20 protein-coding genes are annotated in these 25,071 nt (G+C 56.3%); 11 read left to right on the forward strand and 9 right to left on the reverse strand.

The window, feature by feature from the left end; genetic code table 11:
- Positions 1-18: 18 nt before the first annotated feature.
- Genes nuoN through CU103_RS15995 form a run of 5 tightly spaced genes read left to right on the forward strand, consistent with a single transcriptional unit; the run spans position 19 to position 4,679 of the window.
- Positions 19-1,443: an NADH-quinone oxidoreductase subunit NuoN gene (nuoN, locus tag CU103_RS15975; protein WP_106665042.1), complete on the forward strand. Its 1,425-nt coding sequence runs from the start codon at positions 19-21 to the stop codon at positions 1,441-1,443.
- 18 nt (positions 1,444-1,461) lie between these two features.
- A complete protein-coding gene (locus tag CU103_RS15980) occupies positions 1,462-2,301 on the forward strand; it encodes a biotin--[acetyl-CoA-carboxylase] ligase (protein ID WP_106665043.1) in 840 nt (279 codons plus the stop codon).
- Positions 2,302-2,322: 21 nt separating this feature from the next.
- Entirely contained in the window at positions 2,323-3,996 is a 1,674-nt protein-coding gene (locus tag CU103_RS15985) for a ribonuclease J (protein ID WP_106665044.1), read from the forward strand.
- An 8-nt stretch (positions 3,997-4,004) separates the two neighbouring features.
- Entirely contained in the window at positions 4,005-4,409 is a 405-nt protein-coding gene (mce, locus tag CU103_RS15990; protein WP_106665045.1) for a methylmalonyl-CoA epimerase, read from the forward strand.
- Complete coding sequence (locus CU103_RS15995; RefSeq protein ID WP_106665046.1) at positions 4,410-4,679, forward strand: DUF1467 family protein; 270 nt, start codon at positions 4,410-4,412, stop codon at positions 4,677-4,679.
- 450 nt (positions 4,680-5,129) lie between these two features.
- On the opposite strand, the gene CU103_RS16000 is transcribed toward CU103_RS15995, so the two are convergent.
- Positions 5,130-5,408: a hypothetical protein gene (locus CU103_RS16000; protein ID WP_106665047.1), complete on the reverse strand. Its 279-nt coding sequence runs from the start codon at positions 5,406-5,408 to the stop codon at positions 5,130-5,132.
- Here CU103_RS16000 and proS point away from each other — a divergent pair.
- The 4 genes from proS to dnaE all read left to right on the forward strand — a co-directional run bounded on the left by proS (position 5,408) and on the right by dnaE (position 12,596).
- Positions 5,408-6,736, forward strand: a complete 1,329-nt coding sequence (proS, locus tag CU103_RS16005; protein ID WP_106665048.1) for a proline--tRNA ligase — start codon at positions 5,408-5,410, stop codon at positions 6,734-6,736. The genes CU103_RS16000 and proS overlap by 1 nt on opposite strands.
- Complete coding sequence (locus CU103_RS16010) at positions 6,733-8,019, forward strand: lipoprotein-releasing ABC transporter permease subunit (RefSeq protein ID WP_106665049.1); 1,287 nt, start codon at positions 6,733-6,735, stop codon at positions 8,017-8,019. The genes proS and CU103_RS16010 overlap by 4 nt, the downstream gene beginning before the upstream one ends.
- Before the next feature lies 1 nt (position 8,020).
- Entirely contained in the window at positions 8,021-8,704 is a 684-nt protein-coding gene (locus tag CU103_RS16015; RefSeq protein WP_106665050.1) for an ABC transporter ATP-binding protein, read from the forward strand.
- A 418-nt stretch (positions 8,705-9,122) separates the two neighbouring features.
- Entirely contained in the window at positions 9,123-12,596 is a 3,474-nt protein-coding gene (gene dnaE, locus CU103_RS16020; protein ID WP_106665246.1) for a DNA polymerase III subunit alpha, read from the forward strand.
- A 105-nt stretch (positions 12,597-12,701) separates the two neighbouring features.
- Here dnaE and CU103_RS16025 read toward each other — a convergent pair whose 3' ends face one another.
- Together CU103_RS16025 and CU103_RS16030 are read right to left on the reverse strand one after the other, a co-directional pair.
- A complete protein-coding gene (locus tag CU103_RS16025) occupies positions 12,702-14,033 on the reverse strand; it encodes a DNA polymerase IV (protein ID WP_106665051.1) in 1,332 nt (443 codons plus the stop codon).
- A gap of 83 nt (positions 14,034-14,116) precedes the next feature.
- The gene (locus CU103_RS16030) at positions 14,117-14,404 is read right to left on the reverse strand and encodes a DUF3572 domain-containing protein (protein ID WP_106665247.1); all 288 of its coding nucleotides are present in this window, start codon (positions 14,402-14,404) and stop codon (positions 14,117-14,119) included.
- A 310-nt stretch (positions 14,405-14,714) separates the two neighbouring features.
- Between CU103_RS16030 and CU103_RS16035 the strand changes: the two genes are divergently transcribed.
- Positions 14,715-15,086 (forward strand): response regulator, encoded by a 372-nt coding sequence (locus CU103_RS16035; protein WP_008122893.1) that lies wholly within the window; start codon positions 14,715-14,717, stop codon positions 15,084-15,086.
- A 24-nt stretch (positions 15,087-15,110) separates the two neighbouring features.
- On the forward strand, positions 15,111-16,490 hold the full coding sequence (locus CU103_RS16040; RefSeq protein ID WP_106665052.1) for a PleD family two-component system response regulator: 1,380 nt from the start codon (positions 15,111-15,113) through the stop codon (positions 16,488-16,490).
- A gap of 69 nt (positions 16,491-16,559) precedes the next feature.
- Here the strand turns inward: CU103_RS16040 and rpmG are convergent, their stop codons facing one another.
- The 6 genes from rpmG to topA all read right to left on the reverse strand — a co-directional run bounded on the left by rpmG (position 16,560) and on the right by topA (position 24,823).
- Positions 16,560-16,727, reverse strand: coding sequence for a 50S ribosomal protein L33 (rpmG, locus tag CU103_RS16045; protein ID WP_008122896.1), 168 nt, complete (start codon positions 16,725-16,727; stop codon positions 16,560-16,562).
- A 792-nt stretch (positions 16,728-17,519) separates the two neighbouring features.
- Positions 17,520-18,695: an MFS transporter gene (locus CU103_RS16055; protein ID WP_106665054.1), complete on the reverse strand. Its 1,176-nt coding sequence runs from the start codon at positions 18,693-18,695 to the stop codon at positions 17,520-17,522.
- Positions 18,696-18,698: 3 nt separating this feature from the next.
- Complete coding sequence (locus tag CU103_RS16060) at positions 18,699-19,442, reverse strand: NUDIX hydrolase (RefSeq protein WP_106665055.1); 744 nt, start codon at positions 19,440-19,442, stop codon at positions 18,699-18,701.
- A gap of 4 nt (positions 19,443-19,446) precedes the next feature.
- Positions 19,447-19,905: a DUF983 domain-containing protein gene (locus CU103_RS16065; RefSeq protein ID WP_410010381.1), complete on the reverse strand. Its 459-nt coding sequence runs from the start codon at positions 19,903-19,905 to the stop codon at positions 19,447-19,449.
- Positions 19,875-22,124, reverse strand: a complete 2,250-nt coding sequence (gene rnr / locus CU103_RS16070) for a ribonuclease R (RefSeq protein ID WP_106665248.1) — start codon at positions 22,122-22,124, stop codon at positions 19,875-19,877. Before rnr ends, CU103_RS16065 begins: the two co-directional genes overlap by 31 nt.
- Before the next feature lie 95 nt (positions 22,125-22,219).
- Positions 22,220-24,823 carry a type I DNA topoisomerase gene (gene topA, locus CU103_RS16075; protein ID WP_106665057.1) on the reverse strand — a complete coding sequence of 868 codons (2,604 nt, stop codon included), beginning with the start codon at positions 24,821-24,823 and terminating at the stop codon, positions 22,220-22,222.
- Positions 24,824-25,071 lie beyond the last annotated feature (248 nt).

The following is a 25,071-nucleotide window of genomic DNA, read 5'->3' on the forward strand; positions in this document are numbered from 1 at the left end:
GGAAGAGGCCAAACCGACATGATTCCCAACTTGACGCTTATGGCTCCTGAACTGCTGATTACAGTAGGCGCACTGGCTCTGCTGATGATCGGGGCGTTTTCCGGTGAAAGAGCAAATGCGCTGGTTAGCGGGCTTGCAGTTGCCCTCCTGCTCGCGGCGCTGGCCCTGGTCGTTCTCTTTCCGCAGGATGGTCACGTCTTCGGGCGCGCTTTTGTCAGCGATCCATTCTCGCGTTTCATGAAGGTGCTGACCCTGGTCGGATCAGTGGTGACGCTTGTCATGTCGGCGGGTTTCGCCAAGGCGGAGAAATTCGACAAATTCGAATTTCCTATTCTGATCCTGCTGTCGACCTTAGGTATGTTGCTGATGATCTCGGCAAACGACACGCTGTCCCTCTACCTGGGTCTGGAGCTGCAATCACTTGCACTCTACGTCGTCGCTGCCATCAACCGTGATAATATCCGTTCGACGGAAGCTGGCTTGAAATACTTCGTACTTGGCGCCTTGTCGTCGGGCATGCTGCTTTACGGCATTTCACTGATTTATGGATTTACCGGTCACACCGGTTTCGAGGCAATCGCGCAGGCGCTTGGAAGCGAGGAACGCCAGCTTGGTGTCGTCTTCGGGCTCGTCTTCATCTTTGCCGGGCTTGCGTTCAAGATTTCGGCGGTGCCCTTTCACATGTGGACACCGGACGTTTACGAAGGGGCCCCTACACCGGTCACCGCCTTTTTTGCCAGCGCGCCGAAAATGGCAGCCATGGCGCTGCTGACGCGGGTGGCGGTCGAGACGTTCCAGCCGATCACTCGCGACTGGCAGCAGATCATTGTTTTCATCGCGATCGCCTCGATGGTTCTGGGGGCATTCGCTGCGATTGGCCAGCGCAACATCAAGCGCCTGATGGCCTATTCTTCGATCAGCCATATGGGCTACGCACTCGTTGGTCTCGCAGCTGGCACGGTGGTTGGCGTGCGCGGCGTTGCGATCTATATGCTGATCTATCTGGTTACTACGCTTGGCATTTTTGCGTTCATTCTCGCGATGCGTCGCAAGGACGGGAATGTCGAGCAGATTGGCGACCTCGCCGGCCTGTCGCGCACCAACCCGGTCATGGCGACAATTCTGACGATCCTTATGTTCTCCCTCGCCGGTATCCCACCGCTCGCCGGTTTCTGGGGCAAGTGGTATACTTTCCTCGCTGCCATGCAGGCCAACCTTTACGCTTTGGCCATCATTGGTATTGTGGCTTCGGTAGTTGGTGCATTCTACTATCTTCGCATTATCAAGATCATGTGGTTCGATGAACCGGTAGGTGCTTTTGTTCCAGTATCGGGTGAATTGCGCCTCGTTCTTGGTGTGTCCGGCCTATTGGTGCTCTTCTATGTTCTGATCGGCGGACCCGTCAGCACATATGCGGAAGCCGCTGCCAAGACCTTCTTCTAAGGCCGGGAACCCTGAGCAATGGGATTCTCACTCTCGCCTTTGGCACAGCAAAATGGGTTCCGGCTGGAAGCCTTTGAGTCCATCGGCTCAACCAACGCAGAAGCGTTGGAGCGAGCGCAGGCGGGTGACCCGGGAAAATTGTGGATCGTTTCCAAGAAACAGGAAAGCGGTCGCGGCCGCCGTGGTCGTGCCTGGGCCACATCTCACGGCAATCTTGCTGCTTCGTTACTCCTTACCGGGAACTTCGAGCTGAAGACAGCGGCTACTCTCGGTTTCGTTGCTGGGCTTTCGCTGGCCGACGCATTGGATGCTGTCGGTCCAGCGGCAAAATTTGCAGTTGGCCTTGACGGAGCAGGAAGTGCTGGATCCGGAAAATCGGCACTGCGTGTCGAACTCAAATGGCCGAATGATCTGTTGGCGGGTGGCGCAAAGCTCGCTGGCATTTTGCTCGAATCGACGCAGTTGCCGGACAATCGCTTTGCAATCGTCATTGGAATTGGCGTCAACGTTGTCGCCTATCCCGACGATGTTCCTTATCCCGCAACATCGCTGATGCGCCTCGGCGCTGATTGCGATGCCGAAACATTGTTTTTGGCGCTCTCCGATGCCTGGGAAGAGAATAGCCGCATCTGGAGCGAAGGACGTGGACTTGCGGCAATACGCAAACGCTGGCTCGCGCGCGCTGCTGGGCTTGGCAGCGAAGTCGCGGTGCGGGTCGACGGGAACATCCTGCGTGGTATATTCGAAACGATTGACGAGGACTGCCGCTTCGTTATTCGCGACAATGATGGAGAGCGGGTGAAAATTGCCGCCGGTGACGTCCATTTTGGTGCAGTTGCATCGGCAAGCGCTGAATAAAGTTCAGTTTTAGGAGTATAAATGGCAAATTCCGATCAAGCGGAACTTGTTTTCCTTCCGTTGGGTGGGGTTGGTGAGATCGGGATGAACCTGGCCATGTACGGCTATGGTCCAGCGCACAAGCGTGAATGGGTCGTGGTTGATATGGGTGTAAGCTTCGCCGGTCCAGACCTCCCTGGTGCCGACCTCGTATTGCCGGATATTCGCTTCCTGCAGGCGGAGCGGAACAATCTCAAGGGCATTGTGATTACGCATGCCCACGAGGATCATTATGGCGCCTTGCTCGATCTTTGGCCGCTGCTCAACGTTCCGGTTTACGCATCGCCTTTCACAGCCGGTTTGCTCGAAGCAAAGCGCCAGTCGGAACCGGGAGCCCCAAACATTCCGGTGACCATCTATCGTGCCGGTGAAACCTTCAATGTCGGTCCGTTCGAATTCGAGGCGCTCGCCGTTACGCACTCGATTCCGGAGCCGATGTCGCTGGCAATCAAGACGCCGCTCGGCACAGTCATTCATACGGGCGACTGGAAGATGGATCCTGAACCATCACTCGGGCCGCTCATCAACGCAGCGCGTTTCCGTGCGCTTGGCGACGAAGGTGTGCTGGCCCTGATGTGCGATTCCACCAACGCCCTGCGCGATGGCGAATCCCCGTCCGAGCGGGAAGTCGGCGAGAGCCTGCGGGAGATCATCGAGAAGGCTCGGGGTCGCGTCGCTATTACCACCTTCTCGTCCAATGTCGGGCGGATTCGCTCGATCGCGTTGGCGGCTCGCGATGCGGGGCGCCAGGTGCTCGTGCTTGGCCGCTCGATGAAGCGCATGATCGATGTGGCCAGTGAACTTGGCTATCTTGACGGCGTCCCGGAATTCCTTTCCGAAGACGATTATGGGTTCATTCCGCGCGAGAATATCGTCATCATTCTGACAGGCAGCCAGGGTGAGCCGCGCGCCGCACTGGCAAAGCTGGCCCGAGATGAAATGCGCAGTGTTGCATTGTCCGCTGGTGACACGGTGATCTATTCCTCGCGTCCTATCCCGGGCAATGAAAAGCCAATCATCGAGACGAAAAATCTCCTGATCGAACAGGGTATTCATGTCATTTCTGACGGTGACGCTTTGGTACACGTCTCCGGCCACCCGCGCCGCAATGAACTAAAACGCATGTACGAATGGGTGCGTCCGCGCATTCTTGTTCCCGTCCACGGTGAGGCAGCGCATCTCGTGGGTCAGGGCTCGTTGGCCGCGATGGCGGGAATTCCGGAAGTACCACAGGTGCGCAACGGCGATGTTCTGCGACTGGCACCGGGCAGGGCGGAAATCATCGACCAGGCTCCTTTTGGACGCCTGTACAAAGATGGCAAGCTCATTGGTGACGAAGAAGAAGTCGGTATCGCCGATCGGCGCAAGCTTTCCTATGTCGGGCATGTTGCGGTTTCGATGCTGCTCGACGACAGATACAATATCATCGAGGACCCGGAAGTGGTTCCGTTCGGGCTTCCCGAGAATGATCACGAGGGCGAGCTTCTCGAAGATTTGCTTTACGATGCGGCAGTGAGCGCAGTTCAGAGCATCCCACGTGAAAAGCGCAAGGATTTGAGTATGGTGCGCGAGGCGGTACGCCGGGCAGTGCGCGCCGCGGCGAATGAGGTTTGGGGCAAGAAGCCCATTGTTACTGTGTTCGTGACCCGTCCTTGAGGTAAATGATGCTTGGTCGACTGAACCATGTGGCGATTGCCGTGCCCGATCTGGCCGCGGCTTCCGAGATCTACCGCGACACGCTTGGCGCGAAGCTGACCGAAGCGCAGATCCTGCCGGAGCACGGCGTCACCGTGGTCTTTATCGACCTCGGCAATACCAAGATCGAACTGCTGGAGCCGCTCGGTGCCGATTCACCGATTGCGGCGTTTTTAGCCAAGAACCCTTCTGGTGGCATGCATCATGTCTGCTACGAAGTGCCCAATATTCTTGCGGCACGCGATCGTCTAAAAGAGCAGGGCGCCCGCATCCTTGGGGATGGTGAGCCAAAGATCGGTGCGCATGGTAAGCCCGTGCTGTTTCTTCACCCGAAGGATTTCAACGGGACCCTGATTGAGTTGGAGCAAGCATAAATGCCTATCGCAACCGCTATGGCAGTCTATTTCATTCTTTGGTGGCTGACACTTTTCACCATGCTGCCGATCGGTTTGCGCACGCAAGGCGAAGAAGAAGATGTGACCCTCGGAACACCGGCAAGTGCTCCGCACAAACATCGCATGGGCCGGGTGTTTCTCTTAACAACAATTATCTCGGCGATTATCTTTGCTATCTTTTATATCGTGAACCAGAAACTGGGCTACGGCGTCGATGACATTCCGGTGTTTTTCCCGCAACTGAAATAAGTTGCGGTCCCCAGCCGAGTGTAAAACATCACCGGATGGTACGTGCCGTCGATTCTGCTTACATTCGTTAGCCAGCAAATTTTGCCGGAAGGGAACACTGAAATGCCTTCGGGAGATCTTTGCGAAGATGAGTGCTGTAGTCGAAAAGCATGTTGATCCTGGATCATTGGCAAAGAATATTTCTGGCGCGGTCGTACAAATCAGTTCAGAAAATTCATGTAAACTATTGAATAGAAAAATAAAGACAAAAAAAATGCAAGGCTTTCACCTTGCATTTTAAGATCGCGTCTGACCCGATCCATTTTCATGGCGGCTGCGTATTACCGCGCCACAGGTCACATCCTCCCAAGACTTTGACCGCGTAGGAAAGCAGAATTTTTCTTACTTTCTCCTTATGATTAAAAAAATAGCGGACTGCCTTCGAAATGTCACGAAAAATATTCGTTGCCATCACTTTTTGCTTACAAATCTGGCAACGTTGTGAATCTCCAACGATTTGCGGGGTTTTTCATTTCCAGTTGCGGGTTTCCAATCAGCTGTGAAGCCGGTATGAAACATTACTGTGTTCCCCTGTCCTTCTGGACGCGATAGGGACGCAGTAACATTTTTGAGTGGCGGCACAATCCTTTCCAAAAATCGAAGATGATTTTTGGGGTTATGCGTTACTTTGCACTTGGTTTTGCCTGATTCTTCAAGCACGCAGGCAGTGTTCAATTTGGTGATCTTCAATGCGGCTTTCCCGTTATTTTCTGCCTATCCTCAAAGAAAACCCCAAAGAGGCGGAAATCGTCTCGCATCGGCTGATGTTGCGTGCCGGTCTGATCCGTCAGGAATCGGCTGGTATCTATGCATGGCTGCCGGCCGGCCTGCGCATCCTCAACAAGGTCAGCAACATCATTCGCGAGGAGCAGAATCGTTCCGGCGCGATCGAATTGCTCATGCCGACCATCCAATCCGCTGATCTGTGGCGTGAAAGTGGCCGCTATGATGCCTATGGCGACGAGATGTTGCGCATCAAGGATCGCGGCGATCGTGAAATGTTGTACGGTCCCACAAATGAGGAAATGATCACTGAGATTTTCCGGGCTTACGTGAAGTCCTACAAGGATCTGCCGCTCAATCTCTATCACATACAGTGGAAGTTCCGCGATGAACGCCGCCCGCGCTTCGGCGTCATGCGCTCGCGCGAATTCCTGATGAAGGACGCTTATTCGTTCGATCTCGATTTCGAGGGCGCCAAGGCCGCCTATAACCGGATGTTTGTCGCCTATCTTCGCACATTCTCCCGTTTGGGGATTAGAGTGATTCCGATGCGCGCTGATACGGGTCCCATTGGCGGCGAACTCAGCCATGAATTCATCATTCTCGCTGATACTGGTGAAAGCCAGGTATTCTGCGATCGCGCCTATCTCGACCTGCCGGTCCCCGGACCGGATACGGATTTCGATGACAACACCCAGATTGCTGATATTGTTTCGCGTTGGACCACGCCCTATGCGGCGACCGACGAAATGCATGATGAGGCAGCATGGGGGAAGGTCGATCCATCCAACCAGCTCGCTGCGCGCGGCATTGAAGTTGGTCATATTTTCCACTTCGGCACGAAATACTCTGAACCAATGGGTGCAAAAGTAACCGGTCCAGACGGCAAGGATCACCTGGTATCAATGGGTTCCTATGGTATCGGGCCTTCACGCGTCATTGCTGCGATCATTGAAGCGTCGCATGATGAGAATGGTATCATCTGGCCAAAGGCGGTTGCGCCCTTTGGCGCAGGCATTGTCAACATGAAGCCCGGCGACGAGAGCTGTGATGCAGTCTCATTCAAGCTTTACCAAGCGCTGACGAATGCAGGGCTTGAGCCGCTGCTCGATGATACGGACGACCGCCCCGGCGCAAAGTTTGCAACGATGGACCTCATCGGTCTGCCGACGCAGGTGATTGTCGGGCCACGCGGGGTCGCTGCCGGTGAGGTAGAGCTCAAGGATCGTGCAACCGGCGCACGTGAATCGCTCAGTATTGAAGCTGCAATCAACAAGCTCGCAGGACCTTTATGACCGAACAGGCCGTCACCGCGACATCCGGTTCCAAACCGTTCTCAGCCTATGAAAGAATGATTGCCTGGCGTTATTTGCGCGCCCGGCGCAAGGAGACGTTCATTTCGGTGATTGCCGGTTTCTCGTTTACCGGAATCATGCTGGGCGTTGCGACGCTGATTATCGTCATGGCTGTGATGAATGGCTTCCGCAGTGAACTTTTAACCCGCATACTGGGCATCAACGGCCATATCATCATGCAACCGATGGATCGGCCGCTCGATGATTATGATTCGGTGATCAAGCGTATCGATGCTGTTCCGGGGGTCTCCTTTGCAATTCCGGTGATTGAGGGGCAGGTGCTCGCAAAGGGCAATGTCGGTGCGGGCAGTGGCGCTCTGGTGCGCGGCTTGCGCGAGGAAGACATCGCAAAGCTGCAGCTCGTCGCGAAAAATGTTCGTCAGGGCACGTTCGAGGGCTTCAATACTGGTGGCGGCGTGGCTATCGGCACCCGAATGGCGGAGAATATGGGCTTGGGGCTCGGCGACAAGCTCACCCTGATCTCTCCGGATGGCGACGTGACGCCACTCGGTATGGCCCCGCGCGTCAAATCCTATCCGGTGACTGCGATCTTCGAGATCGGCATGTCCGAATACGATGCCTCGATTGTGCTGATGCCGCTGGAGGAATCGCAGCTCTATTTCAATCAAGAGGCAAAAGTTCAGTCGATCGAGATTTTCGCTGATAATCCGGACAATGTGGATGCGTTGAAGAAACCAATTGAAGAGGCGTCCCAACGCGCACTTATGCTGACGGATTGGCGTCAGCGCAACCAGACCTTCTTCTCGGCGCTGCAGGTTGAACGCAACGTCATGTTCATGATCCTGACGCTGATCGTCCTGGTAGCGGCGCTAAACATCATCTCCGGTTTGATCATGCTCGTGAAAGACAAGGGACATGACATCGCCATTCTCCGGACCATGGGCGCGACGCGAAACTCCATCCTGCGCATCTTCCTGATGACCGGTGCGGCCATCGGCTTTACCGGAACACTCGCGGGTGTACTCCTCGGTGTGGTCGTCTGTCTCAATGTCGAGCGCATCAGAGAGCTATTCTCCTGGATTTCCGGTACGACGCTGTTCAATCCGGAGCTCTATTTTCTCAGCACTTTGCCCGCGAAGATGGATTTCAATGAAACTTTTTCAGTTATCCTCATGGCGCTTGTTCTATCGTTTCTTGCAACACTGTTTCCCGCATGGCGCGCTGCCAAGCTCGATCCAGTTGAAGCTTTGAGGTATGAATAACATGGCGGCAGGGGCAATTCTTCAACTGACGAGCGTCGGCCGTCGGTACAATGAGATTGGCCGCGAACTGGTCATTCTTGACAGTGCCAGCTTCTCACTTGGCAAAGGTGAGATGGTGGCACTTGTCGCGCCTTCTGGCGCAGGTAAGTCCACATTGCTGCATACGGCCGGGTTGCTAGAGCGACCGGATAGCGGCGATGTGATTCTCGACGGCCGTTCCTGCGGATCGCTTTCGGACGAAGAGCGTACGGCCATCCGCCGCAACGATATCGGCTTTGTCTACCAGTTCCATCACCTTCTCCCGGAATTTTCTGCGCTTGAGAATGTGATGATGCCGCAAATGATACGCGGAATGAAGCCCGGCGTGGCATCCGAGCGCGCGCAGCAGTTGCTTGACTATATGAAAGTTGGGGCTCGCGCCTCGCACCGGCCCAGCGAGCTCTCCGGCGGTGAGCAGCAGCGCGTGGCGATTGCCCGCGCAGTCGCCAACGCTCCATTGGTACTCTTGGCCGATGAGCCGACTGGTAATCTCGATCCCGTAACGTCATCTTATGTCTTCGAAGCATTGGAAGCGCTGGTGCGTCAATCGGGACTTTCCGCGATGATCGCAACCCACAATTTCGAACTTGCGCGCCGTATGGACAGGCGCGTCACGCTCAAGGACGGCAAGATCACCAACCTCTGATCGATCGCGTTCTCTCCGATTTTCCCTTCCGTTAACATTTCAAAAACCATAGCGCCAAGGGGAGCTTTGGCATGCTTGACTTTAGAACAAAAATAGAACAAAACATATACATAGAGACAACGAAGAAGGGTTTTACCGATGAGCGAACTTTTCCAGGACGTTATGTCATTCGTTACAGTCAGCCTGTTCATTGCCACTTTCGCGATGTGGGTCAGTGCAATCTAAAAAATGCGGGACCACAGGATTCAGCTTTCCGAATTATGGGGTCCCGTCCACTATCCACTGTTGAAGCAGGTTAAAAATTCAATTCAAGTGGACACTTCTGCGTGCATGTCGGACTATGGCAACGCGGTGAATCGTTTTCTCCGTCTAAGTTTTCGGAGATAGAGAATTGGCAGACGGGCAGGTTAGCGGCGGGATAGGTGACTCAACCCGACAAGCGTTGCGCTTCGTTCACCTGAGGGTCCATTCCGCCTATTCGCTGCTTGAAGGTGCCTTGCAGGTTGCAAAAGTCATCGATCTTGCCGTCGCCAACAAGGCACCGGCGATCGCTATTACGGATACCAACAATCTCTTTGGCGCGCTGGAGTTCGCGCAGAAGGGGTCAAAGGCGGGTTTGCAACCGATAATCGGCTGCCAGCTTGACATAGCCTTCCATGATCAGGCCGAGGAGAGCCGCAGCGCCAACCGGCGCGAGGCGCTGGGTCTGGCGCCGCTTGTTTTTCTTGCTGCGACCGAGGAGGGCTATGCCAACCTGGTACGGCTTGTCAGCCGCGCTTATCTGGAAACGCCCGCGGGCGATCCCGTTCACGTTACGTCTGCCTGGTTGCCCGGCCGCGCCGATGGCATCATCGTCCTGTCCGGCGGGCCGGAAGGTGCCATAGCCAAGGCAATCAAGGATGACCGAATCGATCGTGCGCGGCAGCGGCTCAGCTATCTCAAATCATTGTTTGGTGACCGGCTGTACCTGGAATTGCAACGCCATCGCGGCTATGACCGTGCCTTGGAGGCAACACAGATCGAACTCGCCTACGAACTGGAATTGCCGTTGGTGGCGACCAATGATGTATTCTTTTCCAAGAGTGCCGATTACGAAGCGCACGATGCCCTGCTGGCGATTGCCGCAGGTTCGCTACTGTCAATCGATGACCGGCGACGGTTGACGCCGGACCACCATCTCAAAACCGAAGACGAGATGGTACAGTTATTCTCTGATTTGCCCGAGGCGGTGGAGAATACCGTCGAAATTGCCCTCCGGTGTTCCTATTACCCCAAGAACCGTGCACCGATCCTGCCGCGCTTTACCGGCGAGAGCAACGATCCGGATGCGGCGCTTCAAGCTGAGGCGGATGAGTTGGCACGTCAGGCGCGTGAGGGCCTGGCGCAGCGCATTGATATGCTGGGGCTAGCCGGCGGCCACACCCGTGAAGAATATGCGACACGTCTCGAATACGAGATATCCATCATTACCCGGATGAAGTATCCGGGATACTTCCTCATCGTCTCCGACTTTATCAAATGGGCGAAAGCCCATGATATCCCCGTGGGTCCTGGGCGTGGTTCCGGAGCGGGTTCGCTCGTCGCCTATGCGCTGACCATTACCGACGTCGATCCACTCCGCTTCTCGTTGCTGTTCGAACGCTTTCTCAATCCGGACCGCGTCTCGATGCCCGATTTTGACATCGACTTCTGTCAGGACCGGCGCGACGAAGTCATCCGCTATGTTCAAGGCAAATATGGCCGCGATCAGGTAGCGCAGATCATTACCTTTGGAACGCTGCAGGCGCGCGCTGTGCTGCGCGACGTTGGCCGGGTACTTGAGATGCCCTATGGCCAGGTTGACCGCCTGACCAAGATGGTCCCAGCCAACCCTGCTAATCCGGTCACACTATCCAAGGCGATCGAGGACGAGCCACGCCTGCGTGAGGAGCGTGACAAGGAGCCGGTGGTGGAACGGCTGCTGGATATCTCGCTCAAGCTGGAAGGGCTTTATCGCCACGCCTCAACCCATGCGGCGGGCATCGTCATAGGCGACCGGCCATTGTCGGAACTGGTGCCAATGTACCGCGATCCGCGTTCGGATATGCCGGTCACGCAGTTCAACATGAAGATGGTGGAAGAGGCGGGGCTGGTTAAGTTCGACTTCCTCGGCCTCAAGACGCTGACCGTGCTTCAGACGGCCGCCAATCTCGTCAAGCGGCGCGGCATTACCGTGGACCTTTCCAATTTGCCATTTGATGACAAGCCGACCTACGAGATGCTTTCGCGCGGCGAAACGGTTGGCGTGTTCCAGGTGGAAAGCACCGGCATGCGCAAAGCCCTGATTGGCATGCGGCCCGACCGGATCGAGGACATTATTGCGCTCGTAGCGCTCTATCGACCGGGTCCGATGGAGAACATTCCCACTTACAATGCGCGCAAGAATGGCGACCAGGAGATGGCTTCGATCCATCCTAAAATCGACCATCTTGTCAAGGAGACCCAAGGCGTCATCATCTATCAGGAACAGGTGATGCAGATTGCGCAGGAAATGTCCGGCTATACGCTGGGCGAAGCCGATCTTCTACGCCGTGCGATGGGCAAGAAGATCCGTGCCGAAATGGACATGCAGCGGGTGCGCTTTGTCGACGGTGCGGTCGAACGCGGTGTAACGAAGCCGCAAGCCAACTTCATTTTCGACCTTCTCGCCAAATTCGCCGACTACGGCTTCAACAAATCGCACGCCGCCGCTTATGCAATCGTGTCCTTTCAGACCGCCTATATGAAGGCGCATTATCCGGTCGAATTCCTTGCTGCGTCAATGACATACGACATGTCGAATACCGACAAGCTCAACGATTTCCGCCGTGAAGCAGTGCGGTTGGGCATCGAAGTCGTCACGCCATCGGTCAACACCTCCTACCGGCTGTTCGAGGTGGGAGAAAACCGCATCTTCTATTCATTGGCTGCCATCAAGGGCGTTGGCGAGGCTGCCGTCGACCATATTGTCGAGAAGCGCGGCGCGACGCCTTATGCCAGCCTCGAGGATTTCTGCGAGCGGATCGACCCGCGCGTCGTCAATCGCCGCGTCTTCGAAAGCCTTATAAATGCTGGGGCTTTTGATTGTTTTGGGCGCGAGCGGCCAGCGCTGATTGCGGGGCTCGACCGCATTATCGGCCACGCCCAGCGCACGCAGGAGGACAGCGTCAGCGGTCAGGCGGACATATTTGGAGGAATGGCGGGCGGCGGGGTCCAGACCATACAGCTTCCTGCGGCAGCACCCTGGCTTTCAGCGGAAAAGTTGCGGCGGGAATTCGAAGCGGCTGGCTTTTACCTCTCGGCGCATCCGCTCGATGAATATCGCCCGATCCTGGAAAAGATGCGGGTGCAAACCTGGGCAGAGTTCTCGGCTGCCGTGAAGCGCGGCGCCAATGCCGGGCGTCTCGCCGGTACGATCACAGCCAAGCAGGAGCGCAAGACCAAGACCGGCAACAAGATGGGTATCATCCAATTCTCTGATTCTTCAGGACAATTCGAAGCGGTGCTCTTTTCGGAAGCCTTGGCGCAGTATCGCGATCTGTTGGAGCCGGGCAGGTCGGTCGTCGTCACGGTTGGCGCCGAAGATCGGCCGGAGGGGATCAGTCTACGCATCCAGACCGCCCAATCGCTCGAAGATGAGGCGACGCGCATGCAGAAAGCCCTGCGCCTTTATATGCGCTCCAGCGAGCCCCTGAGCGCCATTACCCCCTACCTGGCGCCCCAGAATGACGGTCAGGTCGTTAGCCTGATCCTGATAAAGGAAAATGGTGCGACGGAAGTCGAAATCGAATTGCCAAACCGCTACCGTGTCGGGCCGCAAATCGCCAGCGCCATGAAGGCCATTCCCGGCATCGTTGAAGTGGAGATGGGATGAGGCCGGAAATTTCAACCGGCTACATCCAGACTGCAATGCCGGGTAGAAATTCCTGGGCCAGAATCGCCCGTTTTTCGGCCATATTTGGCGAGATTGGTGTGAATGTCAGCCGGTCTCGTTTGAATCTGTCTCATCCGGAAATTTCTCTGTTCGAGATTTGAACTTACCGAACGTATAGCCGGTCTCGACGGCGTTGTTGCCGAATTTCCCGCGGAGCTTGTCAATGGCCGTTTCTGCAACCGCACGTTTAGTCCCCTGTATGTCAACCAGATCGAGCGGATCGGCCCTGCCATCGTCGCTGAGATCACTGACACCGATTCCGAGGAGGCGAAACCGGGTCCCATCGATTTCCTTTTCGAGGAGTGAGAACCCAGTGCGGAAAATGCGGTCGGCAAGCTGGGTCGGGTCGGTCAGCTGGCGATTCCTCGTCCGAAGTTTAAAGTCGCGGGACTTCAGCTTCAGCACAACCGTGCGACCGGCAATGTCCGCGGCCTTGAGACGATGGGAGACCTTCTCAGACAGTGAACGCAGAATCGGCACAAGTTCATCCAGGGATGCGATGTCGTCATTGAAGGTCGTTTCTGCCGAAACGCTTTTGCTCTCGCTTTCGGGCTCAACCCGGCGCGTATCGAGACCACGCGAGAGGCGATAGAGCCGCTGGCCCATTGTGCCATATGCCGCCATGAGCGGACCCTGTTCCATCGTCTGCAATTGTCCGATGGTTCGGATGCCATCCCGCTCCAAGATCGCATTGAACGCTTTGCCGACACCCCAGATCATAGTCACCGGTTTGTCAGCCAAAAAGGCGAGGGCTTCTTCTTCGCCGATAATGGCAAAACCGCGCGGCTTGTCAAAATCGGATGCGATCTTTGCCAGGAATTTGCAGTAGGAAATCCCCACCGAAACCGACAGCCCCATTTCCCTTTCGACCCGGTTGGAAAATTGCGCCATGACGCGAGCTGGCGGATCCTGGTGCAGACGTTCGGTCCCGGATAGATCAAGAAAGGCTTCATCGATCGACAAGGGTTCGACCAGCGGGGTCAGGTCGCGCATCATCTGCCGTATCTCCCGGCCCACCCGTACATATTTCTCCATATCGGGCTTGATGACGACTGCATGCGGACACGCTTCCAACGCCTTGAACATCGGCATCGCAGACTTCACACCATGGATGCGCGCAACGTAGCAAGCCGTTGAAACAACGCCACGTTTGCCACCGCCGATTATGACCGGCTTGTTGCGCAGCTCCGGATTGTCGCGCTTCTCCACCGAAGCATAGAATGCGTCGCAATCCACATGGGCGATGCTGAGGCGATAAAGTTCAGGATGCTGTACCAGCCGCGGACTTCCGCAAACACGGCAACGTCGCCCATCTGACGTCTGAGCGGCCAGACAGTCACGGCAAAAGCCAAATCGCGGGTCGTTGAGGGGCGCCATGATGCTCGGAACATAAAAGGAACACGTTGACCCTAACGGAGCCGACTGACGCTTGCAATATCCTGCCGGGTTCTTTCAACCGCTCAATCGGATTCTTGCCTGCCACCAGGAAGCAGCCGCAGAGCCTCCTGGAAGACAGCAGGGTCTGTCCCGGTAGCATCGCAATAGCGCATCAATGTCGGCTCGTGCCCAAGGTAGAATTGGAGAACACCCGGCAGAAATCCTGGTTCGCCGGCCGCTGCACGGATCTGATCGGCACTGATGCCGGTCAAGGCAAGAAAGCGGGAAAGCAATTCGCTGTCCGCGGCAAGAAACACCAGCGAATTGATTGCCAACGTATTGGCGTCATCGAGGTTGATATTATTCTTCACTTTGTCAGTCCATTCACGGTGGGCGCTGATTGCGGCAGCGCGCAACAACAATTGAATTTGATAATCTTACTCGTCTTTTTCCAGCCAAAAGCGCTACTGCTAGTTGAATATCATCAAAAGAAGATGTTCAATAAATCCTTGGTTAAACATGATCAGCGGCATTTCCTGATTGAGCTGAAGAGTTACCTTTTCATCAATCATCACAGGTTATCAAATACATCCATACAGTTGGGGCTGCCGCCTGACCCTTGTCCCCCGAATTCTGACAGGGTGGCGTGCGCCTTCAAGCATGATCAACAGGATATCGCCAATGGTAAAGAAAGTGATGATCGTCGAGGACAATGAGCTCAACATGAAGCTCTTCCGCGATCTTATTGAAGCCAGCGGCTACGAAACCATTCGCACTCGCAACGGGCTGGAAGCACTTGATCTTGCCCGGGAGCATCGGCCGGACCTCATTCTCATGGACATCCAGTTACCGGAAGTTTCGGGGCTGGAGGTTACCAAGTGGCTGAAGGCGGACGATGACCTGCACGTCATCCCGATCATCGCAGTCACGGCATTTGCGATGAAAGGCGATGAGGAACGTATCAGGCAGGGGGGGTGCGAAGCCTACATCTCGAAACCGATATCGGTGCCAAAATTTATCGAAACCATAAAATCCTATCTTGGCGACGCTTGACCGTCAGTTTTACCGGAGTGAAATATGACGGCCCGCATACTTGTTGTTGATGATGTTCCTGCCAATGTGAAGCTGCTGGAAGCGCGGCTGAGTGCGGAATATTATGAAGTCGTGACCGCCACGGATGGTTATGCAGCGCTCGATATCTGCGAAAACAGCAATGTCGATGTGATTCTGCTCGATGTAATGATGCCTGGAATGGATGGCTTTGAAGTCTGCCGCAGACTGAAATCCAGGCCCTCCACCGCCCACATCCCGGTTATCCTTGTGACGGCACTGGATCAGGATTCTGACCGGATCACCGGCTTGAATTTCGGGGCAGACGATTTCTTGACCAAACCTGTGAACGACTTGCAACTTCTTGCACGCGTGAAGAGCCTTGTCCGGTTGAAAAACCTGACCGACGAGTTGCGGTTGCGCGTTGCGACAACCCGCGATGTCGGACTGGAGTCCATTCTGCGGTTTCCGGTGGACGGCACGGGGATTGCAAAGAATGCGCGCATCCTGCTGATCGATGAACGGCCTGAAAGCATCGAACGTATCCAGCGCATCCTCTCGGATGAAGGTATGGTCGACGTCCAGATCGATCCGCAGACGGGATTCTTTGATGCTATTCAAGGCAATCACGATTGTCTGATCATTTCCTCCAACTTTTCCGATTTCGATCCCCTGCGCATTTGCGCCCAATTGCGATCACTGGACAACACACGTTCGCTACCGATCATCCTCGTGGCCGACCATGGCGAAGAAACGCTGATCAGGCGTGCCCTGGAACTTGGTGTGAACGACTATGTCGTAAGGCCACTCAATCCGAATGAATTGCTGGCAAGATTGCGTACGCAATTGCGGCGCAAAGCGTACCATGACGGGTTGCGGGCCAGCGTCGTCAAGACGTACGAAATGGCGGTGACTGACAGTCTGACCGGGCTGCACAACCGGCTCTACCTTGAGACGCATCTCGCCACGCTGTTCAAGCGTGCCGTAGAGCGCCGGCGGCCGCTGTCGATTTTGATGACGGATATCGACCGCTTCAAGTTGATTAATGACAACCACGGTCATGATGGTGGCGATGAGGTTCTGCGCGAGTTTGCCCGCCGCCTGCGCCGCAATGTTCGCGGTAGTGACCTGGCCAGCCGCTATGGTGGCGAGGAGTTCTTCATTGTCATGCCGGACACCGATGCCACGCTTGCGGCCATTGTAGCGGAGCGGATCAGACGCGAAGTGGCATCGACGCAATTCATCATAAATCAAAGCGGGACGACCGTTCCAGTGACGATCAGCATCGGCATTGCCAGCGTTTTACCCAAGGAAGACAGCGTCCAGAATCTCCTCAAACGTGCTGACGAAGCTCTCTACGGGGCCAAAACCTCGGGCCGCAACAGGGTGGTTTCGGCCGCTGCCTGAATTGCAGCATTGGTCGCTGAATCAAAAATGCCGCCCGGAGGCGGCATTTTTGATTCAGGAGCACCAAGATTACTTGATCTTGGTTTCCTTGAATTCAACGTGCTTGCGTGCGACCGGGTCGTACTTGCGGAAAGACATCTTTTCCGTCTTGGTACGGCTGTTCTTGCTCGTAACGTAGAAGAAACCGGTGTCAGCGGTCGACAGAAGCTTGATCTTGATATTCGCAGCCTTAGCCATTTTCAGTTTACCTGTTCTGATTATTGAGGACCGCTATTCAAGTCCAGCAACGTGGCCATAAGCGGAAATTCGGCCGGACATTTAACCGAACGGGGCCAAAAGTCAAGCTTCGGTCAGTTATCTCATGAATATAATCGGCCAAAACGATTCACCCAGCAATCCTGAGGGTGAAGACAAGCTCACGAGAGTTTGTAGCGATTCGATTCAACCCTGCGTTCGTTGCTGATCAGCTTAAATCGCGCGAAGAGTTGAACGTCAAGTTTGAAGGCTAAAGCAACGACACCGGGCCAGCCGGTGTATCGGGGGAGACAGGCTCCCCCGACTGCGGCAAGAGCCTTGCCTTCAACCTTGGAGATGAAACTATGCGGTACTTGCCGTTTGGTATCAGCCTTACTCTCAAAAGAACCCGGACTAGCTGGTCTATGGCAATCCGGTTTCACTTTCAGAAATAAGGAAGGGAGAGGCGGGCGTGAGCTCGCCTCTCACTCCAGGGCCAATATAACACTGTCCTGATTAATTCCAAGCGCGCTGTGGTTGCACGCTAGAGCATCGGACGGCAAATAGGACGCGTTCTGCCAGAGGGAATTCGGGACAGGGGGTTTGGCGAGACCGATGCTTTTCATCGGGCGAAGCCCGAAGGATTTGGCCCGAATACACCCGGCCCTTCGGGTTTCCGGCTGGCGGCCACCCACTTTGTCAGGCGTCGTCGTCCGATGGAAAGACATCGGCCTCGCCACCTTCCGCGTGGATCGTCTCGCCATCCGAGAAACAGAACTGCGTCTTATTTACCTTCTAACCTCTGCGACTCACCAGCCGGGAGCCAACCAGGAGCGCGTAGGCCGCGAAGAATACCCCGAGAGCAACGGAAAAACCCGTTGGTCCCATCAAGTCCATGCCAATGCCCACGGCTTGCGGGCCAACAAGCATGCCGATCGCATAACAGAAGACGAAGGCGGCGTTGGCTGATGCGAGTTCGCGCCCGGTGAGTTGCGAACCGAGATGAGCGAGGCCCACCGTATAAAGGCCGGCAACGACACCGCCCCAGACGAAGAGCAGCGCGGCAACGAGATACCAGTTCCCGGAGATGAAAGGCAAAACGCACATGCCGGCAAGGCCGATCAAGGCGCAGGCGAGCAGGATCCTGCGCCGATCGTTGACGTGGTCGCTCAGGAGCCCGATCGGAATCTGCAACAATACATTCCCGAGGCCAATCGTGGTGAGCAGCAGCGCTGCATTGGCCTCGCTGTAGCCGATACGCGAGCCAAAGACCGGGAAGAGCGCAAATCCCCCGGTTTCTACCGCACCGAATACGAAGACGGCCGCTGTCGCAGTGGGAACAGCCCATATGAACGGGGCGAATGGAACGTGCTCCTCCTCGTGAAAGTCGGGACTCTCATTCCATGCAAAAAGCACGGGGAGCATGGCAAAGAGGATGATGCCAAAGCCAACGGCAAACGGCGTGATGCCAACGCTGCCGATCTGTGAGAATAGCCATGGTCCCAGCGCGAATCCCATGGAAAGCACCGTGGCATAAATGCCGAGCACCAGTCCGCGTTTTTCCGGCGGGGCCGTTGCGTTGATCCAGTATTCCGACAGGATGAAGAGCATTGTCAGCGCGAAATGGAGGAAGACGCGCAGGACAACCCACATCCAGAAATCGGTGAAGAAATGAAATCCGACAAAGGAAAAGCCGCCGATGAGCAACATGGCGAGGAGTGTTGGGACGACACCGAATCGCGCAGCGATGGGAGCGGCGAAGGGAGCGGCCACGATCGAAGCGACGCCGGCAACTGCAGCATTGAGGCCAATCATCGTGGCCGAATGGCCACGGCTCTCGAGGATGACGCTGAGAAGCGGAATGCCAAGGCCGATGGCAACGCCAACGGAGCTGATAGTGGCAATGGCTGCGACAAGCGCGCGCCAGGAGGACCGGACGGTCGTCTGGTCAGACGTCTGCATTGCATCCATGAATCAAAAAACCTCTCGGACGAATCGCCCATATTTCATGCGGTATTGGATAACGGCGTTGCCGGGTTCAAGGGAAGGATTCGCGGCCAGGGTCGCTTCTGCCTCGCGTATGATCATCCGGGTGATCTCGGGAATATCGAGCCGCGCAGCCTCCCGAAATGGGAGCCAGGACAATTCTTCGAGCTCTTGCGATGGCCCGGTTGCCTCGGGCAAGGCGTCGGCCACGGCGTCGCGAAAAGCCAGGAAAAACCGGGTGTCGAATCGGCGCAATCCCCCAGGTGGCGTGGTGGCCCTGGCAAAATAGCGCAGCACTGAAAGATCCGGGTGGATGTTGCGCTGGACGAATGCGGCCCAATCGGGGTGCGCAATCGATGGACTATCGGAGTGCCGGCGGCCGAGAAACAGACCGGCTTCTTCGTAGGTTTCGCGGATCGCCGAAAGTGCAAGGGCGCGGCAGCGCTGGACGCTGGATCGACTGCCCATGCCCGTCAGCAGCTTTGTCTGGTCACTCTCGGAGAGTTCGGCGATAGCGGATATGCGACCGTCCGCGGCTTCGGTACGCCCGCCGGGAAATACGAATTTCCCCGGCATGAACACATGCCGCATATGCCGCTTTCCCATGAGAATCCGCAGTTCGCCCCCGGAGCGATCGACCAGCAGCAGCGATGCTGCATCGCGCGGCCTGATCCGCGCAAGCGCCTTGCTTGCTGAGTCAGGTGCCGATTTTCTCAGTCCGTTTACTGCCATGAGATCACTGGTCCGATGGCTCCAGTTCGTCGGCCTCGCCACCGAAACCATGCATGTAATTTGCCCATTGCAATCCAATGATCGCGCCCTTGACCGGCTGCAGAAGCGCTACCGACAGGAGGATCGTCAATGGTACCCAAATCGCCAGATGGGCCCAATTGGACAGCAAAAACACCGTTTCAACTGCCAGAAAGCCTCCAAGGACAATATGACCGACGATTGTGATGGTTATATAAGCGGGAAAATCATCGGCTTGCTGATGGGTATAATCTTCGCCGCAGACGGCGCAATGATCGACAGATTTCACGAAGGCGCGAAACAGCTTGCCTTCGCCACAATGCGGGCACCGGCTACGGAAACCCCGCCACATGGCTTGTCCGACCGGGCGGACCGGCCTTGCCGGCGCCGTGTCTGCGCCAAATATCTGTACAGTCATCCTCTGCCTCGTCGCCCGCCGCGCGATACGCTGGATGGACGTTTCTGGTTTCCGCGTATGAAACGCTTTGCCTTGTGATGCGAGCGCACACCGCTGGGAACCGGGTGAGGCTCGGAGAGCATTTCGAACCGCAATGCGCCCGCTACTGGCAGTGCTTCGACCAGGCGAACCTCGACGATATCGCCAAGCCGAAAGCCTTTTCCGCTCCGTTCACCGGAAAGGGCGTGGTTGGTTTCGTCGTAATGATAGTAATCATCGCCCAAAGTTGAAATGGGAATAAATCCATCGGCACCATATGTCGCAAGCGACACGAAGAGTCCGGCCTTGGTGACACCCTGCACGCGGCCCTCAAAACTGGCTCCGACCTTATCTGCCAGGTAGTGGGCGATCAGGCGATCCACCGTGTCACGCTCGGCCGCCATGGCACGGCGTTCGGATGTGGAAATCAGCGCCGCAATCTCGGGAAGTGCCGCTTCTTCCTCCCGTGTAATGCCGTCAGGACCAAGTCCCAGTGCCGAAATCAGCGCACGATGCACGATCAGATCGGCATAGCGCCGGATCGGCGAGGTGAAATGCGCGTAGCGAAGGAGATTGAGGCCAAAATGGCCGATATTCTCCGGATTGTATTCTGCCTGCGATTGCGATCGGAGCACGACCTGGTTGACCAGTTCCTGCTGTTCGCTGCCTTCGACCCGCTTCAGGATATGATTGAACTGGTTGGGGCGCAGCTCCGCGCCGCGCGCCAGGGAAATGTCGAGCGTCCGCAGAAACTCCCGCAGCGTTTCCTGCTTGGCCAAGGATGGCGCATCATGGATGCGGAAGATCAGCGGCTGCTTCTTGCGCTCGAGCGTCTCCGCGGCGGCGACGTTGGCCTGGATCATGAACTCTTCGATGAGCTTGTGCGCATCGAGCCGGGGCGGGATCACGACCTTGTCAACCTTGCCCTCCGGCGTCAGCAATATTTTCTTTTCGGGAAGATCGAGCTCGAGCGGCTCGCGGGCATCACGGCCACGCTTCAAAGTCGCATAGGCCGCCCAGAGCGGCTTCAGGATCGTATCGAGGATCGGTGCGGTCTTCTCGTCGTTCACCCCATCGATCGCCGCCTGCGCCTGCGGATAGGCGAGACGCGCATGGGACCGCATCATCACGCGGTGGAAGCTGTGCGAAATCTTGCGGCCCCCGGCGTTGAAAATCATCCGGACGGCAAGGGCAGGGCGATCCACCAGCTCCTTCAACGAGCACAGGTCGTTGGAAATGCGCTCTGGCAGCATCGGCACCACTCGATCCGGGAAGTACACCGAATTACCGCGCTTCAATGCTTCGCGATCAAGTTGAGAACCCGGCGTCACATAGGCTGCGACATCGGCGATGGCGACTGTGGCGATGAATCCGCCAGGGTTCTTTTCGTCAGGATCAGGCTCCGCATAGACCGCGTCGTCGTGGTCTTTGGCATCTGCCGGATCGATCGTCACCAGTGGAACATGGCGCCAGTCCTCACGGTGGGCCATGGTTGCAGGCTTGGCCTTCTCCGCTTCCGCGATAACGCTGTCGGGAAACACATGCGGGATCTCGTGTTCGTGGATCGCGATCATCGACAGCGCTTTTTCACTCGCCACCGAGCCAACCACCTGGGTGATCCGTCCCAACGCCAGGCCGTAACGACTGACCTTCAAGACCTCGACTTCGACCAGGTCATTGGCCTTGGCATTGTTCAGCTGATTGGGGTCGATGGACAGTGCAACCTGCCGCCGCTCAACCGGTTCGAGCTGCCATTCACCATTGTCCAGCTTGCGCAAGACGCCAAGGACCGCATCCTTCCGATGTTCGATCCGCTTGATGACACGCGCCGTATAGGCTGGACCGGATGGATCGGCGCCGTGAAAAATGCGCGCCAGAACCCGGTCACCAACGCCCGCCGTCGGGCCCTTCTGGTTACGCGAAGCGCGGATGAAAACGACAGGCGGACGCTCCTGATGATTGGCGTCCCATTCCGCGGGCCTGGCGACCAGCCCGCCATCACCTTCACGCCCGGTGATATCCAACACCGCAACGCTGGGAAGGCTGCCCGGAATGGAGTGCCGTTTGGCTCGCTTCTCGACGAGGCCGTCATCGGCGAGATCGCGCAGAATGTCCTTCAATACAATCCGTGCCTCGCCCTTCAGATTGAAGGCTTTTGCTATGTCCCGTTTGCCGGCGAGATCAGGATTCTCCTTGATGAACTGGAGAATTTCGTCACGTCCCGGCATGTAGGATTCACGGTTCGGAGCTGCAGAATTGGCAGGCCGCTTTTTTCCGTTGGGTGGAGAGATACGGCGTGCCAATCGAGTTATCCTTAACTTGCTTATTTGGTTGCGGTTTTTTTCGCAGCGGGTTTTTTGGCGGCCGGCTTCCTGGCCGCTGCCGGTTTTTTGGCGGGCGCCTTCTTGGTGCCTTTGGAGCCTGCCTTTTCGGCGATCATAGCAAGAGCTTCCTCCACGGTCACCACCGCCGGATCCTTGCCCTTCGGAAGCGTCGCGTTGACCTTGCCCCAATTGACATAAGGTCCGTATTTACCATCGCGCACTGTTATAACGCCGCCATCCGGATGTTCGCCGAGCTCTTTGAGAGCTGCAGGTGTACCCCTGCCACGTCCCGGTCCCTTCGCCTGCTTGTCGGCAAGCACCGTAACAGCACGGTTGAGGCCGATGGAAAACACGTCTTCTGCATTCTCCAGATTGGCGTACGCGCCATCATGGGTGATGTATGGGCCATAGCGCCCGATCCCCGCCGAGATCATCTTGGTTGTTTCCGGATGCTGGCCGACGTCACGCGGCAGCGACAGAAGTGCCAACGCCTTTTCGTGATCGATCGTGTCGAGCGTCCACCCCTTGGGCAGGCTGGCACGCTTGGCTTCCTTGCCTTCGCCACGTTGAATATAGGGGCCGAACCGGCCACTACGTGCAGTGATGGCTTCATCGGTGTAGGGGTCCTTTCCGAGCAGCTTCGGTTCATCCCCGCCGTTGCCATTTTCGTTGGCAGCTTCGCTTCCGCCAAGCTGGCGCGTAAACTTGCATTCCGGATAGTTCGAACAGCCAACGAAGGCGCCATACTTGCCCAGCTTCAGCGACAGGTTGCCGGTGCCGCACACCTGACAGATGCGTGGATCGCTGCCGTCTTCGCGCGGCGGAAAGACCAGCGGTCCAAGCTGGTCGTTCAACGCATCCAGCACGTTGGTGACGCGCAGTTCCTTGATTCCATCGACAGAACCGAAGAAATCGGTCCAGAAGGCCCGCAGAACATCCTTCCACTTGAGCTTTCCATCGGAGATCTCGTCGAGCTTTTCTTCAAGATCAGCCGTGAAATCATATTCAACATAGCGTTTGAAGAAGCTTTCCAGGAATGCGATGACCAGACGGCCTTTGGCTTCCGGAATGAGCTTGCGCTTGTCGATTGTTATATATTCGCGGTCACGAAGTGTCGCGAGTGTCGATGCGTAGGTCGAAGGACGGCCGATGCCGAGCTCTTCCATCTTTTTGATGAGTGTGGCTTCCGAATAGCGCGGCGGCGGTTCGGTGGAATGCTGTGTGGCATTGATCTTTTCACGGGCAAGCGCCTCGCCGGCACGAATCTCCGGAAGACGGGCGCTGTCTTCATCGACATCCTCTTCCTCGCGATGGTCCGTGTAGGCCCCGAGGAAACCGTCAAATCGGACAACGGAACCCGTGGCACGCAGTTGCGCAAGACGCGAGCCGTTCTGTGCGTCAATATCCACGGTGGTTCGTTCGATATCGGCAGATTGCATCTGGCTGGCAATCGCCCGCTTCCATATCAGCTCGTAAAGTCGAGCCTGATCCGCATCAAGAAACTTGCGCATGTCCTTGGGATGTCTATTGAAATCCGTCGGGCGAATCGCTTCGTGAGCCTCCTGGGCGTTTTTCGCTTTGGTTGCGTAGAACCGCGGTTTCTCCGGGACATATTTTTCACCAAAGACCTTGCCGATTGTCTGGCGCGCGGCCTGCACGGCTTCCGGCGCCATCTGAACGCCATCGGTACGCATATAGGTGATCAAGCCCGCCGTTTCGGTGCCAAGATCCATACCTTCGTACAGCTTTTGCGCGATCTGCATGGTTCGTGAGGCGGAAAAGCCGAGCTGACCCGAGGCGGCCTGCTGCAAACTCGACGTGGTGAATGGAGGCCCAGGACTGCGCTTGATCGGCTTTGCTTCAACAGATGCTGCCTTGAACGACGCACCCTCCAGCATGGCGCGAATTTCGCCTGCCTGTTCACCATTCTTGATATCAAGCTTGCCGAGCTTCCTGCCATCGACAGAAATGAGGCGCGCCTCGAAATTGTCATTGCGCGGGGTCCTTAGAAGCGCGGCAATGTTCCAGTATTCTTCGCGGATGAATCGTTCGATTTCCGCTTCGCGGTCGGCGACAAGTCGCAAAGCCACCGATTGGACACGCCCGGCGGAGCGTGCTCCGGGCAATTTGCGCCAGAGCACGGGCGACAGCGTGAACCCGAAGAGATAGTCCAGCGCACGTCGCGCCAGGTAGGCATCGACCAGCGGCATATCGATGTCGCGGGGATTGGCCATGGCATCAAGCACTGCCCCTTTGGTGATCGCATTGAAAACCACGCGCTTGACCGGCTTCTTGCCGATCGCCTTCTTCTGCTGAAGAACTTCCAGCACATGCCACGAAATTGCTTCACCTTCGCGATCCGGATCGGTTGCGAGAATGAGACCATCGCTGTCCTTCAAAGCCTTGACGATGTCACCGAGGCGCTTCGATGAAGCCGAGTCGACCTCCCACGACATCGAGAAATCATCATCGGGGCGCACCGAGCCATCTTTGGCCGGCAGGTCGCGCACATGGCCGAACGAGGCCAGGACCGTATAGCCTGAACCGAGATACTTGTTGATTGTTTTGGCCTTGGCAGGCGATTCAACGACGACAACGTTCATTACAGATTTGAGCTTTCCTGCCCTTGTCAGATTACAAAAGCACTAATTTTAGTTCGGAACAGGCCTGTGAAATGAACAGGCTTCGGCACAACGTCAAGGTCTACACGCCAAAAATCGTGAATTACAACCGTAGGTTGCTCTACGGAGATATGCAATTAATGGTATTTTTCTATCGGGTTCAAGGGTATAGTCGAATCATGGCGAGTCATTTCTCGTTTACACATATAGAGTATAAAAAACAGGAGCTT

Origin of the sequence: Phyllobacterium sophorae, from assembly GCF_003010965.1 — a bacterium.
Taxonomy (GTDB): Bacteria; Pseudomonadota; Alphaproteobacteria; order Rhizobiales; family Rhizobiaceae; genus Phyllobacterium; species Phyllobacterium sophorae.

Coding starts and splice junctions, on each gene's coding strand:
- CU103_RS16060 (WP_106665055.1), bottom strand. CDS start 19,442: ATGGCAGTAAACGGACTGAGAAAATCGGCACCTGACTCAGCAAGCAAG.
- CU103_RS16035 (WP_008122893.1), top strand. CDS start 14,715: ATGGTAAAGAAAGTGATGATCGTCGAGGACAATGAGCTCAACATGAAG.
- rnr (WP_106665248.1), bottom strand. CDS start 22,124: ATGCCGGGACGTGACGAAATTCTCCAGTTCATCAAGGAGAATCCTGAT.
- CU103_RS15985 (WP_106665044.1), top strand. CDS start 2,323: ATGGCAAATTCCGATCAAGCGGAACTTGTTTTCCTTCCGTTGGGTGGG.
- CU103_RS16025 (WP_106665051.1), bottom strand. CDS start 14,033: ATGGCGCCCCTCAACGACCCGCGATTTGGCTTTTGCCGTGACTGTCTG.
- CU103_RS16055 (WP_106665054.1), bottom strand. CDS start 18,695: ATGGATGCAATGCAGACGTCTGACCAGACGACCGTCCGGTCCTCCTGG.
- proS (WP_106665048.1), top strand. CDS start 5,408: ATGCGGCTTTCCCGTTATTTTCTGCCTATCCTCAAAGAAAACCCCAAA.
- mce (WP_106665045.1), top strand. CDS start 4,005: ATGCTTGGTCGACTGAACCATGTGGCGATTGCCGTGCCCGATCTGGCC.
- CU103_RS16040 (WP_106665052.1), top strand. CDS start 15,111: ATGACGGCCCGCATACTTGTTGTTGATGATGTTCCTGCCAATGTGAAG.
- topA (WP_106665057.1), bottom strand. CDS start 24,823: ATGAACGTTGTCGTCGTTGAATCGCCTGCCAAGGCCAAAACAATCAAC.
- CU103_RS16015 (WP_106665050.1), top strand. CDS start 8,021: ATGGCGGCAGGGGCAATTCTTCAACTGACGAGCGTCGGCCGTCGGTAC.
- CU103_RS15995 (WP_106665046.1), top strand. CDS start 4,410: ATGCCTATCGCAACCGCTATGGCAGTCTATTTCATTCTTTGGTGGCTG.
- CU103_RS16010 (WP_106665049.1), top strand. CDS start 6,733: ATGACCGAACAGGCCGTCACCGCGACATCCGGTTCCAAACCGTTCTCA.
- CU103_RS15980 (WP_106665043.1), top strand. CDS start 1,462: ATGGGATTCTCACTCTCGCCTTTGGCACAGCAAAATGGGTTCCGGCTG.
- rpmG (WP_008122896.1), bottom strand. CDS start 16,727: ATGGCTAAGGCTGCGAATATCAAGATCAAGCTTCTGTCGACCGCTGAC.
- nuoN (WP_106665042.1), top strand. CDS start 19: ATGATTCCCAACTTGACGCTTATGGCTCCTGAACTGCTGATTACAGTA.